We start from the raw sequence: 15115 nt of genomic DNA, 5'->3' as shown, positions 1-15115 counted from the left end.
TATAATGTTGTCCAATACGAAGCAAAAGGGAGCGGTGCGAAAATGGGCGTGACAGAACATAAACGTGAGGCGAAAGCGAGGCTTTATGTGAAAGTCATTACGGTCAGTGATACAAGAATGAAAGAAACAGATAAAAGCGGCCGTCTGATGATTGATTTGCTTAAAGAACAGGGACATCTCATTCTTGCATATGATATTGTAAAAGATGACATTGGAGCGATCCAAGACGCTGTGCTAGAGGGAACAAGCGAACCAAAAATAGATGCCGTCTTGTTAAACGGAGGCACAGGAATTGCCGCAAGGGATGTCACCATTGAAGCGATCACCCCGCTTTTCTCCAAGGAGCTGCCTGGCTTTGGCGAAATTTTCCGCATGCTAAGCTATACAGAAGACATCGGTTCAGCCGCTATGTTGTCCCGGGCAGCGGCAGGGGTCGTCAATCAAAAAGCCGTCTTTGCCACACCAGGCTCTACTGGAGCTGTTCGTTTAGCCATGACAAAACTCATCATTCCAGAGCTTCCTCACGTCTTACGAGAGCTTGAAAAGGATCAAAAATAGCCCAAAATGACTCTGCCAAGAAAATTTGGCGGAGTTTTTTTCATAAAGGGGTTGAAAAAACAATTTTTCCTTGTTACAGTGTATACATACTAAATGCATGTTTATAAATTAAAACTTATTTTTATGCAAAAAACATTCGCAGAATCAAAACAAGTGAGAGGAGCTTTTCAATCATGTCACAAAATAAAAAAGTCGTATTAGCATATTCCGGAGGTCTTGATACCTCTGTTGCAGTTAAATGGTTACAAGAGCAAGGATACGAAGTCGTCGCTTGCTGCCTAGACGTAGGTGAAGGAAAAGACTTAGCATTCGTTCAACAAAAAGCACTTCAAGTCGGAGCGGTTCAGTCTTACATGATTGACGCAAAAGATGAATTCGCAGAGGAATTTGCACTAACTGCCTTACAAGCACACACGATGTATGAAGGGAAATATCCGCTTGTATCTGCATTATCTCGTCCACTTATTGCAAAAAAACTAGTGGAAGTCGCAGAGAAAGAAAATGCAGTAGCGGTTGCGCACGGATGTACTGGAAAAGGAAACGACCAAGTCCGTTTTGAAGTATCCATTAAAGCATTGAATCCAGACCTAGAAGTTCTTGCACCAGTGCGTGAGTGGAAATGGTCTCGCGATGAAGAAATCGATTATGCACAAAAACATGGTATTCCAATTCCGATTAACTTAGACAGCCCATATTCAATCGACCAAAACCTTTGGGGCAGAAGTAACGAGTGCGGCATTTTAGAAGATCCTTGGGCTGCACCGCCAGAAGGAGCGTATGATTTAACGACGCCACTTGAAAAAACACCTGACACACCTGAAATCATTGAAATCACGTTTGAAAAAGGAAAACCAACAGCTATTGATGGTATTCAGTATTCCTTATCAGATCTTATTCTTCATTTAAATGAAGTCGCTGGTCAGCATGGGGTTGGCAGAATCGACCACGTTGAAAACCGTCTTGTAGGCATTAAATCTCGTGAAGTGTACGAATGCCCAGGTGCTGTCACACTTCTAAAAGCACATAAAGAGCTTGAAGACTTAACGCTAGTGAAGGAAGTCGCACACTTTAAGCCAATCGTTGAACAAAAAATGGCTGAATTAATATACAACGGATTATGGTTCTCACCTCTTAAAGGAGCACTAGATGCTTTCTTACAAGAAACACAACAGAACGTAACAGGTGTCGTACGTGTAAAACTATTTAAAGGCCATGCCATTGTTGAAGGACGTAAATCACCATATTCACTTTATGATGAAAATTTAGCAACTTACACAAAAGCAGATGAATTCGATCATGATGCAGCGGTAGGATTTATTAACCTTTGGGGCTTACCAACAAAAGTGAACAGCATCGTGAATAAAAAGGAGCAGGTTAAAGCATGAAAAAGCTTTGGGGAGGCCGATTTCAAAAAACACCAGAAAAATGGGTCGATGAGTTTGGCGCGTCCATTCATTTCGACAAACAATTAGTCAAAGAAGATCTGACCGGCTCCCTTGCTCATGCAAGTATGCTGAATACATGCGGTATCCTGGGCGATGACGAGGCCGCTGCCATTAAAGATGGATTGAATACGCTCATGAAAAAGGCAGAGGCAAATGAACTCGAATTCTCAGTGGATTATGAGGACATCCATTTAAACCTTGAAAAAATGCTCATTGATGAGATTGGTCCGCTTGGCGGCAAATTGCATACAGCGAGAAGCCGGAATGATCAGGTTGCCACTGATATGCATTTATATTTGAATAACCAAGTAGAGCATATCATTGAACTGATCTCTTCCTTTCAAACAGTGCTTGTGGAAAAAGCAGAACAGCACGTTGAAACAATCTTTCCAGGTTATACGCACTTACAGCGTGCACAGCCTATTTCCTTTGCGCATCATATGCTCGCCTATTTCTGGATGCTAGAGCGTGACAAAGCGCGTTTTCAAGATTCTTTGAAACGAATTAACGTGTCTCCACTTGGATGCGGGGCGTTAGCAGGAACGACATTCCCAATTGATCGTGAATATACAGCGGAGCTGCTTGGTTTTGATCATATTTACGAAAACAGCCTTGATGGCGTAAGTGATCGGGATTTCATTTTAGAGTTCTTGTCTAACAGCAGCCTTGTCATGATGCACCTCTCGCGTCTTTGTGAGGAAATCATTTTATGGTGCTCTCAAGAATTCAAATTCATTGAGCTTGATGACACATATGCAACAGGGAGCAGCATGATGCCGCAAAAGAAAAACCCGGATATGGCAGAATTGATCCGCGGGAAAACAGGCCGTGTGTATGGCAACCTGATGGGGCTTCTCACCATTATGAAAGGCTTGCCGCTTACGTATAACAAAGACCTGCAAGAAGATAAAGAAGGCATGTTTGATACAGTCAAAACCATCGCCGGCAGCCTGCAAATCTTCACAGGCATGATTCAAACAATGACAGTGAACGAAGATGTCATGAAAAAAGCAACGAAAGAAGATTTCTCAAATGCGACCGAAGTGGCAGACTACCTTGCGAAAAAAGGCATGCCATTCCGTGAAGCACACGAAATCGTTGGCAAGCTCGTGTATACATGCATTCAAAAAGGCATCTACTTAAGTGATCTTCCGTTTGAGACATTTACAGAAGCGAGCGATCTTTTTGAAGAAGACATTTACACCGTTCTTGATCCTTATGTTGCTGTTGAAAAAAGAACAAGCGCAGGTGGAACTGGATTTAAACAAATTCAGCTCGCTTTAGAAAAAGCAAAAGCCTGCCTAGCATAACTGACCAAAACCATTCGTTTATACGGATGGTTTTTTGTAATGGAACAAGGAAATTGATCATCATTAGAGAAGTTGAAAGCATACCAGTGCCAAGCTAAAGAGGGAATGACAGCAGTTCATGAAGAAAACGCTTCAGGCTTTGTTTGACCAGCCCATCGTCTCAGTTAAGACGTTAGGAGAACAGTACGACGGACGGGCCAATGATGTGTGGCTGATCTCCTTACAAGACAAAACGGAATATGTGGTGAAATCTCCTAAAATGACAAAAGCAGAAAGTGAATTTGTATATGGGATCAACATGATCTATGGGGTCAATGCCGATATGGGACAAGAGCATCTCGATCAAATCAATGAAAAGCTGGCTCTGACGAATTCCTTTCATATTCCGGAAGTTGTTCGTAAAGTGAAGATGGCGGGGAGACATTATGATGTCATGGAAAAAGTAGAAGGAACACCTTTAACATCTTTTAAGGGACGTTCATCAGATTTCTATATGGATTACGGGAGGAAACTAGCACATCTTCATTCACATCGAACTCACTCCTTCGGTACTATATACGGAGCAGAAAAGAGACATTTGAGTGAATTCCATGCTCTTTTAAAAAGGGCTGTGCCTAAACTTATAAGCCGCTATTACGCTGATCAGCCTGAATTTCAGTGCTATGGAGAAATGGTGCAGCAAAAGCTAGACCACCTCAGTCCTCCTGATTCAGCCAGTCTCATTTTAATTGATTTAGATCCGTCGCAATATATTGAAAAGTATGATCAAGTGACGAGTCTAGTTGATACGGAATACGTCGTATTTGGACCAGCTGCGTTTGATTTTATTGCATTGGAATACCTTTTGACGAAAGAAGCTGCACACGATGTTCAGTTGGGCTATGAAGAGATTTGCCCGCTTCCTCGCCAGCTTTATGAGGTGAGAGAATGCTACCGTTTTGTTTCGCTGCTTCTTGATATTCATGGCTCGTGGGATATCCAAAAGTGGATGAATCATCCTTCATTTTTTCATTCTAAATAGAAATAGCAGAAAGGGTTCATAAGTGCGCCAGATGCTGGTTTATAGTAAAGTAAAGATAACAAAAGAAACACATGAACTTGCAACCTTTGTTTTAGGAGGAGATTGTGTGCGACACGCATTAATAACAGCGGGTTCTAAGGGACTTGGCAGGAAAGTCACCGAGTCTTTACTGAATATGGGGTATTCTGTGACAGTAAATTATCGAAGTGATGATGAAGCTGTGCGCCAGATGAAAGAAGAATTGCAGCAATATGAAGAGAAGCTTCAATTTGTCCAAGGTGACGTGACAAACAAAGAAGATTTAAAAAATATGGTCGAGCTGGCAGCCGAGCGATTTGGGCGGATCGATGCCTTGATTAACAATGCCGGACCTTATATTTTTGAACGAAAAAAACTAGCGGATTATTCCGAAGATGAATGGTATCAAATGATGGAAGGCAACCTATCTGCTGTGTTCCATTTGTTCCGTATGGTCATCCCAATGATGAGAAAGCAAAGCTTCGGCCGAATTGTCACATATGGCTTTCAAGGCGCAGACCATGCGCCGGGATGGATGCACAGATCAGCCTTCGGAGCAGCAAAAGTGGGGCTGGCGTCACTGACGAAAACCATTGCGATTGAAGAAGCCGAAAATGGCATCACAGCCAATATGGTTTGTCCAGGCAAAATCGTTGGAGACATGAAAGAATCGACAATAGAAGAAGCGCGCCAGATGAAAGACGATGAAACGCCGATTGGCAGGTCTGGTACTGGAGAAGATATCGGGCGCATCATTTCCTTTTTATGCGATGACCGCTCTGATCTGATTACAGGAACCGTTATTGAAGCAACAGGTGGTCTTAACGTCATTCACAGACATTAAGTTTTTCAGTTTTTTATACAGGGAATAGATGAAATGAGATCAAATTCGAAAGGTGGATATACTCACATGAAAGCTACATATCACGGACATTCAGTCGTACACATTGAAACAAACGGATACCATATTTGGATTGATCCATTTTTAAATGGAAATAAGCACACAGATATCAAACCGCAAGATGTCAAAGCGGATGTCATTTTGCTCACGCACGGGCATGGAGATCACGTCGGTGACACCATTGAAATCGCTAAAAACAATGATGCGCTCGTTATTGCGCCATTCGAGCTTGCCACTTATTTAAGCTGGCAGGGGGTGAAAACGCACCCGCTTTCGATTGGAGGCGGACGTGAGTTTGAATTTGGTAAAGTGAAGCTCACTCAAGCGTTCCATGGTTCTGCTATCATTGATGAAGATGCCAAAACGATTACGTATACAGGCATGCCATCAGGTATTCTATTTACCGCAGAGGGCAAAACGATTTATCATGCCGGAGACACTGCACTCTTTTCAGATATGAAGCTGATCGGTGAGCTGAATCATATTGAGCTTGCATTCCTTCCGATCGGTGATAACTTCACGATGGGACCGGACGATGCAAGAATCGCAGCCGAATGGCTTCGGGCGAAGCAAGTCGTGCCAATTCACTACAGCACATTCCCGCCGATTGAGCAGGACCCACATGCATTTGCAGACAGCCTCCATGGCGGCGTCGGTCATGTGTTAAACAGCGGAGAATCGATAGAGATTTAATCAACATAGCAAAAGGTCGGCACTCAAATGCCGGCTTTCAGCGTGTAGACAAACCCTCGCATTCATTGTCAGTCCTGCGTGCTGGTGCTCACGAATGTCAAATTCGCTCCGCGCCAGTACTCGTCCTTCCTAGACTGCAAAGGTTTTCTATCACGCTGAAAAGAAGACAAAGGGCTAAAATAAAAATCATTTTAGCCCTTTGTCAACAATCTGAAAGCCGGCACTCAAATGCCGGCTTTTTTGTTTACATGTATCGCGCTGAAAAAAGACAAATTGCTATTAAAAGCCTCCTGCCCTTATAATGAAAGTTAGATGAAAACGCTGAAAACAAAAAGGGTGAACGGGATTGGCGACAAAGCATGAACAAATTTTATCGTATATTGATTCATTAGAAGTCGGAGAGAAAATTTCTGTCCGGCGTATTGCGAAAGAAATGAAAGTGAGTGAAGGGACCGCTTACCGGGCCATCAAGGATGCTGAAAATAAAGGATTCGTCAGTACCATTGAACGAGTTGGTACCATTCGAATTGAACAGAAGAAAAAAGAAAATATTGAAAAACTGACATATGCAGAAGTGGTCAATGTGATTGACGGACAGGTGCTTGGAGGACGAGCGGGCTTACATAAAACATTAAACAAATTTGTCATCGGAGCGATGGAGCTTGATGCGATGATGCGCTATACGGCAGCTGGAAACCTGCTAATTGTCGGAAACCGGATCAATGCCCACAGACAAGCATTAGAGGCAGGAGCAGCTGTGCTGGTCACGGGCGGCTTCTCAACAGATGATGAAATCATTCAGCTCGCAGATGAGCTTGAGCTGCCGATCTTATCGACAAGCTACGATACATTTACCGTAGCAGCTCTCATTAACCGGGCCATTTATGACCAACTCATAAAAAAAGAGATTGTGCTTGTGGAAGATATTTTAACGCCGATAGAACGAACAGTGTATTTATCACCAGAGGATAAGCTTGAAAAATGGTATGAAAAGAACTATGAAACTGGCCACGGACGCTTTCCGGTCGCAGACGACCAAATGAAAATTCACGGCATTCTCACCTCAAAGGATATCGCGGGGCATGACCGCTCCACACCGATTGAAAAGGTCATGACGAAAAACCCACTGACAGTCATTGGCAAAACCTCTGTCGCTTCTGCTGCTCAAATGATGGTATGGGAAGGCATTGAGGTGCTGCCTGTTGTAGATGATTATGCGAAACTGATTGGAATGATCAGTCGTCAGGACGTGCTGAAGGCGCTTCAAATGATTCAAAAGCAGCCGCAGGTCGGAGAAAAACTGGATGATGTTGTCTCAAGAGGGTTTAAAGAGACCGATACAGAAAAACCAAAGGCAGATGCCGTGTATCAATATGAGGTCACACCACAAATGACAAACCAGCTCGGAAACATTTCATATGGCGTGTTCACGCAAATTTTAATTGAATCCGCCAACCGCTTCTTGAAGTCTCATAAAAAAGGGGAGCTGATTGTCGAAAGTCTCTCTGTCTACTTCTTAAAACCGGTTCAAATGGAATCCACGATACAGATCAAGCCAAATATTTTAGAAGTAGGACGCAAGTTTGGAAAGCTGGAAGTGGAAGTTTATCATCAATCGAATATCGTCGGTAAAGCCATGCTGATGGTGCAGCTCATGGAGAGAGGATAATCTGCTGAAAAAGACAAAGGGCTAAAATAAACATCATTTTAGCCCTTCTCTCTTATTATGCGTGATCTTTTTCGCCTTCCTTTAAAAAGAGCGGAAGGTAATGCTTGTAGGCTTTATATCCAGCCCACGTACTGCCGATACCGACAGCAACAAAAATAAATCCAATGACAAATGCGAGTGACGAGCGGTTTAAAAATAATTGATTCACACCGAAGAGCAGGACAAAGCAGCCAAGTGCCATACTGGATTTCGCCGACCAGAATTTCTTTTCGACTGGGCGGTTCGTACGTACATTCTTTGCTTTGTAGTATAAATAAAACATGGCAGAACAAATAATAAACACAATCAAAACAAGCATGTGCCAAGCCTCCATTGTAAGTGGTTACAACCCTATTTTAAACGTAAATAGGCTTGCTTACTAGAATAAATTGTCTATTCCACACTTTTCCGTCAGGATAGATTATGATTTAATAATAAAAAGAGTATCGGATAAGAAGGAGTTTTTATGAAAAAAGAACTGATTAGAACCATATCATTATATGACACCATCATCATTCATAGACATGTAAGACCAGATCCTGATGCGTATGGATCGCAGTGCGGCCTTACGGAAATCTTGCGTGCCACCTATCCAGAAAAAAATATTTATGCAACAGGAACCCCGGAGCCAACCCTTTCATTTTTGTATGAACTTGATGAAGTGCCGGATGACGTGTACAAAGATGCCCTTGTCATTGTCTGTGATACAGCCAATCAAGCAAGAATTGACGATCAGCGCTATTCAATGGGCGACAAGCTGATGAAAATTGATCATCATCCAAATGAAGATCCTTATGGTGATTTGCTTTGGGTAGATACAGAGGCAAGCTCTGTGAGCGAGATGATTTATGAATTGTATTTAGAGGGGAAAGAAGAAGGATATCAGCTGAATACAAAGGCGGCAGAGCTCATTTATGCCGGCATTGTAGGAGACACAGGCCGCTTCCTTTTCCCAAACACGACGAAAAAGACGCTCAAATATGCTGGTGAACTGATCGAATATCCATTTTCATCTTCAGACCTTTTCAATCAATTGTATGAGACGGATCTGAATGTCGTGAAATTAAATGGCTATATTTTTCAACATATTTCTTTGTCAGAGAATGGAGTCGCTTCTGTTTTCATTAAGCAGGATATTTTGGAATCGTTCCAAACGACAGCCCAGCAAGCCTCACAGCTTGTTGGAACACTTGGAAATATTGCAGGGATTAAGGCATGGGTCTTTTTTGTGGAAGAAAATGATCAGATTCGTGTTAGATTCCGTTCGAAAGGCGTCGTCATTAATACCATTGCGAAAAAATATCATGGCGGCGGCCACCCGCTTGCAGCTGGTGCGTCTATTTATGATTGGGCCGTGGCAGATGAGATTTTGCGTGATTTAGAAGAAGTATGTAAATCATCATCATGAGAGAGGGGGGCTTCAAGTCCCCTCTCTCTTTTTTTGTCATGGAGAAGAGGGTTACTTGCATACAGGGATAAACCAGCAGCCGATGTCAGTTGAATCTTCATAGGCTTGGAGATTTTGATGCTTTAATTCTTTTTTAATTAAATGAGCCATCATTTCTGTCTCAGCATAAGCACACATGCCGTCCTTGATCCGGCTTGCTTTGTCTCGTGCCATTTGACGATAGCTATAAACCTCCATTGTCCTCACCTCTTTCTGTTTTAGATCTCGTTCTACTTTTAGTGTATAAAAATTAAGGGGGAAAAGCGATCATTGAGGGCAGAAATTCATAAAAATTCCACATGATCACTTATTCAGCAAATGAAATGCGCACTTCAAGTGAAAGCTTTGTATAAATTGTCAGCTCTGTCACTTTGGCGCGGTAAGCCTTTTCCCGAATGGTATATTCTTTGTTTTCGACCGTGCGTTTTAATAATTCCTTTGTTTTATAGACACTTTCAATATCCTTTGTAATAACCTCTGAGATATCCTCCTTGACCTGATCTTCAAATTTTAGCGTATCTGGCTCTGGGATTTTATATTGCTCACGATTGACGAGATGGACATCTACGCTTTGGATCAGCAGCCGCTTCTTATTATCCTCATTTAACTTATGCAAATCTTCCCGATAGAGTGTGATTTGTTCTTTCAGACTGTCCATATGGTGCTGCTGGCTTCTCAGCAGTGTCACCTGCTTTTCCTGAAAGGTTCCGTATGTAAAGAGGAAAATGAGCCAGCTCACAATCGCGCCAAACATCATCCCCGCAAAAAAACGCTGCCAGCCTGGACGTTTGTACAGCTCCGGCACCCTCATGATGACACATGCTCCTGTGTGAGCCACGTGATAATAAGATAACCCGTTTGCGCACCGCCCATGGCAGAGACAATTAATAAAATCTGCTTGAAAATATCACGCGTGTTCCCTTCAAAAATACCTCGTTCAAAGCTATAAACAGCATCAAACGTTCCGCCGATAGCTGCGACAAGCGCCCAAATCTTTAAACGGTTGGCAAGACTCGTAATAATGGATAAAGGCGGCTGACCAGACAAATAAGCACCAACACCGCCTATAATGGCACCACCCAAAATGACCCCAAGTGCAATAAAATAACAGCTAATAAAATTTGGAATAAAAGCTTCCTTCACATCCATTTTGTCCACCTCACTCTATTCAATATATGGTGCGTGCGGGACAAGTATGAACGGACAGAAAAGAAAGAACATTTGTTTCTCATCGCATCGCGTTTTATAATGAAAGAATGACTTTAGACGAAAGGAGTGGATTAAGCATGTCTTATGTTCATCTTCAGGTCCACAGTGGATACAGCTTATTAAGCAGCGCAGCAAAAGTAAAGGAGCTTGTGCTGAAAGCAAAAGAACTTGGCTGCAAGGCGCTCGCTCTTACCGATGACCATGTGATGTATGGAACGGTTGAATTTTATAAGGAATGTAAAAAACATGGCATCAAGCCGGTCATCGGTTTAACAGCTTCTGTCTTCATAGATGAACAAGAGACAGAGGCTTATCCCTTGGTGCTCCTTGCCAAAAACAATGAAGGCTACCAAAACTTGATCAAAATCAGCAGTGTGCTGAAATCAAAATCAAAAGCTGGACTGAAAGAGAAATGGCTGAAAAGCTACCACCGCGGGCTCATTGCCATCACACCAGGCGTTTCTGGTTACATTGAAACGCTGCTTCAGCATGATCAGCTAGAAGAAGCGCATGATGCGGCGAAACAATTGAAACATATTTTCGGTGAGGGACATGTATACATCGCACTTCAGCCATTTCAGCAAGACGAATCGCTTGCCGGTAAACTGAGGGACGTCTCAAAAAGTGCCGACATTCCTCTTGTTGCGACAGGAGATGTCCACTACATCAACCTGGAAGACAAAACGGCCTATATGTGTTTAAAGGCCATTAAGGCAGGGCAGCAGTTGTCCGAAATTGAGGAAGACCGAGCAGAAAAGCATTTCAGAACCTTTGAAGAAATGAAGGAATGGTATACGCAGGATACGGAGCTGCTATCTAGAACGGTGGAGATCGCAGACCGCTGTGAAGTCGATTTAAATCTTGGGCAGACAAAACTCCCATCCTATCCGACCCCTGATCAATCAACAGCAGATCAGTTTTTACGCAAAGTGTGTGTAGAAGGGATGAAGCAAAGAAAGATTGCTTCAAATGACGCGTATGTGAAAAGACTTGAGTACGAACTGAGCATTATCCAAAAAATGAATTTCAGTGATTATTTTCTCATCGTGTGGGATTTTATGAAGTATGCCCATGACCAAGGCATTGTCACAGGGCCGGGCCGGGGATCGGCAGCAGGCTCACTTGTTGCCTATGTACTGTTTATTACGGATGTTGATCCGCTCCGTCACGGTTTGTTATTTGAACGTTTCTTAAATCCTGAGCGAATCAGTATGCCTGATATTGATATAGATTTCCCCGATACGAGAAGAGATGAAATCATTTCTTATGTAAAAGACAAATACGGAGACATGCATGTGGCGCAAATTGTCACGTTTGGAACCCTTGCAGCAAAAGCAGCCTTAAGAGATGTCGGACGTGTGATGGGGATTGATTCAAAGGCAGCGGACCGTCTCGCAAAGCTGATTCCATCAAAGCCAGGAACGACGCTGAAAGAAGCGCTAGCTGCATCTCCTGAATTAAAAACAATGCTCCAGCAGTCCGAAGAGCTCAGGCAAGTCTTTCAAACTGCTTTAAAGGTAGAAGGCTTGCCAAGACATACCTCGACACATGCAGCCGGCGTTGTGCTGAGCGAGGAGCCGCTGACAGAGATTGTTCCTATTCAAGACGGCCATGATGGTGTGTATTTAACGCAGTATGCGATGAATTATTTAGAAGATCTCGGGCTTTTAAAGATGGATTTCTTAGGACTAAGGAACTTAACCTTAATTGAATCCATTAAAAACCAGATTGAAAGACAGGAAAACGTCCACATTAACTTTAGTGACATTTCATATGAAGATCAGAAAACATTTGAATTGTTATCAGCGGGAGATACAACTGGGATTTTCCAGCTTGAATCACAAGGGATGCGTCAGGTGCTGAGACGCCTTAAGCCCTCTAGTTTAGAAGACATCGTGGCAGTCAATGCCCTCTATCGCCCAGGTCCAATGGAGAATATCCCGCTTTTTATCGATCGAAAGCACGGCAGAGTCAAGGTCTCTTACCCGCATCCTGATTTGTATGACATTTTAAAAGACACATATGGGGTCATCGTCTATCAGGAGCAAATTATGCTGATTGCAGCGAAGATGGCAGGCTTTCAGCTTGGCGAGGCAGATCTATTAAGAAGAGCTGTTTCGAAGAAGGATAAAAAGGTCCTTGATGAAGAGCGGAGCCATTTTGTTGAAGGATGCCTAAAAAAGGAGTATCCTGTTAACATTGCAAATGACGTTTATGACTTAATCGTCAAATTTGCAAACTATGGTTTTAATAGAAGCCATGCTGTTGCATATAGCATGATTGGCTTTCAGCTTGCTTACTTAAAAGCGCATTATCCGTTATATTTTATGTGCGGACTTTTAACGAGTGTGATTGGAAATGAAGACAAAGTCGCTCAATATTTCTATGAGGCAAAGGAAAAAGGGATATCTGTGTTGAAGCCTTCTATTAATAAGAGTGAATTTCCATTTACGGTTGAAAAAGGGGAGATCCGCTACAGCTTAAGAGCGATCAAAAATGTCGGAGTGTCAGCTGTAAAGGATATATACAGGGCAAGACAGGAAAAGCCGTTTGAAGATTTATTTGATTTTTGCGCAAGAGTATCAGCAAAGAGTGTCAACCGAAAAACGATTGAAGCGCTCATTTTTTCAGGGGCGATGGATGAGCTTTATCCAAATCGTGCTTCGTTATTGGCATCAATAGATATTGCATTAGACCACGTGTCATTTTTAAATCCAGATGATCAGCTCGACTTTCTGGGGGATACAACCTTCTCCATTAAGCCAAAATATGCGGAGATAGAAGAATTGCCGCTTGTCGATCTCCTGCAATTTGAAAAAGAGGCACTTGGACTATATTTATCAAATCATCCTGTACAAGCGTACCGAGATCGCTTAAGAGAGAATGGTGCAGTGGACATCATCAGACTTTCTTCCTATATAAAGCGAAAGGTCTCAATGGGTGGTCTTTTGACAAAAGTGAAATCGATTCGAACAAAAAATGGACAATCGATGGCATTTATCACATTTGGGGATGAAACGGGAGAAATGGAAGGCGTCGTCTTTCCAGAGCAATTTAGAAAGCTGTCCCCCTTACTTGAGGAGGGCGCCATGCTTTATGTTGAAGGCAGAATAGATGTCAGAAATGACAGCAGCCAGATCATCGTGCAAGAAGCCGTTCTGCTTGAAGAGATGGGCACACAAAGAAAAGAGTCTGTCTACATTCGAGTGAAAGAAGAAAATCATACGCAGGAGCTGCTAGAGCAAGTAAAGCGGGTGATCTCGATGCACAGCGGAGAAGCAGATGTCTATTTGTATTATGAGAAGCAAAAAAAGACAGTGAGACTTCCAGATGCATACAAAGTTCATGCAGATCATGCTGTCATTTTCCAGTTAAAAGAGCTGCTCGGTGAACAAAACGTTGTGATTAAATGATGACAAATCGCCTGAATATGTTTTACAAATTCACCTATTGTGTTATCATTTTAAAGATTCTGTGTATTTAAAACTGCCAGTATGTGCTTATCAACTTAGCAATTCATTAAATCATTTTCCACTTGAAGGAGTGTTCATCACATGTCATTAAGAGAAGAAGCATTACATATGCACAAAGAGAATCAAGGCAAACTTGAATCAAAATCAAAAGTACAAGTGAAAAATGCGAAAGACTTGAGCTTGGCTTACTCACCTGGTGTTGCAGAACCATGTAAAGATATTTATGACGACACAAGCAAAGTGTATGATTATACAATGAAAGGCAACATGGTCGCTGTTGTCACAGACGGAAGTGCTGTTTTAGGGCTTGGAAATATTGGTGCAGAAGCATCTCTTCCAGTCATGGAAGGAAAAGCTGTATTATTCAAAAGCTTCGCTGGCGTTGATGCCTTCCCAATCGCGCTTGCGACAAACGATGTAGACAAAATCGTTGAAACAGTAAAGCTTCTTGAGCCAACGTTTGGCGGTGTCAACCTTGAAGATATTGCAGCTCCAAACTGCTTCATTATCGAAGAGCGCTTGAAAAAAGAGACAAACATTCCAGTGTTCCACGATGATCAGCACGGAACAGCGATTGTGACAGTAGCTGGACTTGTAAATGCACTGAAACTGTCTGGAAAATCAATGTCCTCTATCAAAGTGGTGGCAAACGGCGCTGGAGCAGCGGGAATTGCGATTATCAAGCTTCTATATCATTTCGGTGTACGTGATATCATCATGTGTGATACAAAAGGCGCAATTTACGAAGGCCGCCCGAACGGTATGAATGCAGTGAAAAACGAAGTGGCTAAATTCACGAACCAAGACCGTAAAGAAGGTTCATTAGAAGAAGTGATTGAAGGCGCTGACGTCTTCATTGGGGTTTCAGCAGCAGGCGCTCTAACAAAAGAAATGGTTGGCAAAATGGCAAAAGATCCTGTCATCTTCGCAATGGCGAATCCTAATCCAGAGATCATGCCAGAAGATGCACATGCAGCAGGCGCAAGTGTTGTAGGAACTGGCCGTTCTGACTTCCCGAACCAAGTAAACAACGTACTGGCATTCCCAGGAATTTTCCGCGGAGCATTAGATGTACGAGCAACTCACATTAACGAAGAAATGAAAATTGCAGCCGTTGAAGCAATTGCTTCTCTTGTTTCAGATGATAAATTGTCAGCTGAATACGTCATCCCTGAACCATTTGATGCACGTGTAGCACCAGCGGTAGCAAAAGCAGTAGCAAAAGCAGCAATGGAAACTGGTGTTGCAAGAATCAAAGTCGACCCAGAAGAAGTCGCTGAAAAAACAAGAAAATTAACGATTATCGGCGAATAATCAATTGGAAAAGTGTGC

Annotated in this window: 14 protein-coding genes; 10 read left to right on the top strand and 4 right to left on the bottom strand. The window is 42.7% G+C overall.

Translation table 11 applies throughout. The features are described from left to right. The first annotated feature begins 42 nt into the window (after positions 1-42). The 7 genes from MHB79_RS13225 to MHB79_RS13195 all read left to right on the top strand — a co-directional run bounded on the left by MHB79_RS13225 (position 43) and on the right by MHB79_RS13195 (position 7615). Positions 43-558: a MogA/MoaB family molybdenum cofactor biosynthesis protein gene (locus MHB79_RS13225; RefSeq protein WP_340866680.1), complete on the top strand. Its 516-nt coding sequence runs from the start codon at positions 43-45 to the stop codon at positions 556-558. A gap of 173 nt (positions 559-731) precedes the next feature. Next, the gene (locus MHB79_RS13220; protein WP_340989936.1) at positions 732-1943 is read left to right on the top strand and encodes an argininosuccinate synthase; all 1212 of its coding nucleotides are present in this window, start codon (positions 732-734) and stop codon (positions 1941-1943) included. Next, positions 1940-3313 carry an argininosuccinate lyase gene (gene argH / locus MHB79_RS13215; RefSeq protein ID WP_003216440.1) on the top strand — a complete coding sequence of 458 codons (1374 nt, stop codon included), beginning with the start codon at positions 1940-1942 and terminating at the stop codon, positions 3311-3313. The genes MHB79_RS13220 and argH overlap by 4 nt, the downstream gene beginning before the upstream one ends. A gap of 118 nt (positions 3314-3431) precedes the next feature. Next, complete coding sequence (locus MHB79_RS13210; protein ID WP_340989934.1) at positions 3432-4334, top strand: aminoglycoside phosphotransferase family protein; 903 nt, start codon at positions 3432-3434, stop codon at positions 4332-4334. Between the two features lie 106 nt (positions 4335-4440). Then, positions 4441-5196 (top strand): SDR family oxidoreductase, encoded by a 756-nt coding sequence (locus MHB79_RS13205; protein ID WP_050943582.1) that lies wholly within the window; start codon positions 4441-4443, stop codon positions 5194-5196. A 66-nt stretch (positions 5197-5262) separates the two neighbouring features. Then, entirely contained in the window at positions 5263-5946 is a 684-nt protein-coding gene (locus MHB79_RS13200) for a metal-dependent hydrolase (protein ID WP_321999455.1), read from the top strand. A gap of 346 nt (positions 5947-6292) precedes the next feature. After that, entirely contained in the window at positions 6293-7615 is a 1323-nt protein-coding gene (locus MHB79_RS13195) for a CBS domain-containing protein (RefSeq protein WP_003216834.1), read from the top strand. Between the two features lie 55 nt (positions 7616-7670). Here MHB79_RS13195 and MHB79_RS13190 read toward each other — a convergent pair whose 3' ends face one another. Next, on the bottom strand, positions 7671-7973 hold the full coding sequence (locus tag MHB79_RS13190; protein WP_003216665.1) for a YtpI family protein: 303 nt from the start codon (positions 7971-7973) through the stop codon (positions 7671-7673). A gap of 147 nt (positions 7974-8120) precedes the next feature. Here MHB79_RS13190 and MHB79_RS13185 point away from each other — a divergent pair, with 147 nt between their 5' ends. Next, positions 8121-9062 carry a DHH family phosphoesterase gene (locus MHB79_RS13185; RefSeq protein ID WP_044139298.1) on the top strand — a complete coding sequence of 314 codons (942 nt, stop codon included), beginning with the start codon at positions 8121-8123 and terminating at the stop codon, positions 9060-9062. Positions 9063-9113: 51 nt separating this feature from the next. Here MHB79_RS13185 and MHB79_RS13180 read toward each other — a convergent pair whose 3' ends face one another. From MHB79_RS13180 to MHB79_RS13170, 3 genes are all read right to left on the bottom strand, one after another. After that, on the bottom strand, positions 9114-9299 hold the full coding sequence (locus MHB79_RS13180; RefSeq protein WP_003216400.1) for a hypothetical protein: 186 nt from the start codon (positions 9297-9299) through the stop codon (positions 9114-9116). Positions 9300-9408: 109 nt separating this feature from the next. Beyond that, entirely contained in the window at positions 9409-9912 is a 504-nt protein-coding gene (ytrI, locus tag MHB79_RS13175) for a sporulation membrane protein YtrI (RefSeq protein ID WP_003216226.1), read from the bottom strand. Next, positions 9909-10250, bottom strand: a complete 342-nt coding sequence (locus MHB79_RS13170) for a YtrH family sporulation protein (RefSeq protein WP_034661856.1) — start codon at positions 10248-10250, stop codon at positions 9909-9911. The genes ytrI and MHB79_RS13170 overlap by 4 nt, the downstream gene beginning before the upstream one ends. A gap of 137 nt (positions 10251-10387) precedes the next feature. Here MHB79_RS13170 and dnaE point away from each other — a divergent pair, with 137 nt between their 5' ends. Then, positions 10388-13723 (top strand): DNA polymerase III subunit alpha, encoded by a 3336-nt coding sequence (gene dnaE / locus MHB79_RS13165; protein WP_340989932.1) that lies wholly within the window; start codon positions 10388-10390, stop codon positions 13721-13723. Between the two features lie 141 nt (positions 13724-13864). Continuing rightward, the gene (locus tag MHB79_RS13160; RefSeq protein WP_050943586.1) at positions 13865-15097 is read left to right on the top strand and encodes an NAD(P)-dependent malic enzyme; all 1233 of its coding nucleotides are present in this window, start codon (positions 13865-13867) and stop codon (positions 15095-15097) included. The last annotated feature ends 18 nt before the right edge of the window (positions 15098-15115 follow it).

The sequence above is a fragment of the Bacillus sp. FSL M7-0558 genome (assembly GCF_038003245.1).
Lineage (GTDB): Bacteria > Bacillota > Bacilli > Bacillales > Bacillaceae > Bacillus > Bacillus pumilus.
This window is presented reverse-complemented; position numbering and strand designations above follow the sequence as displayed.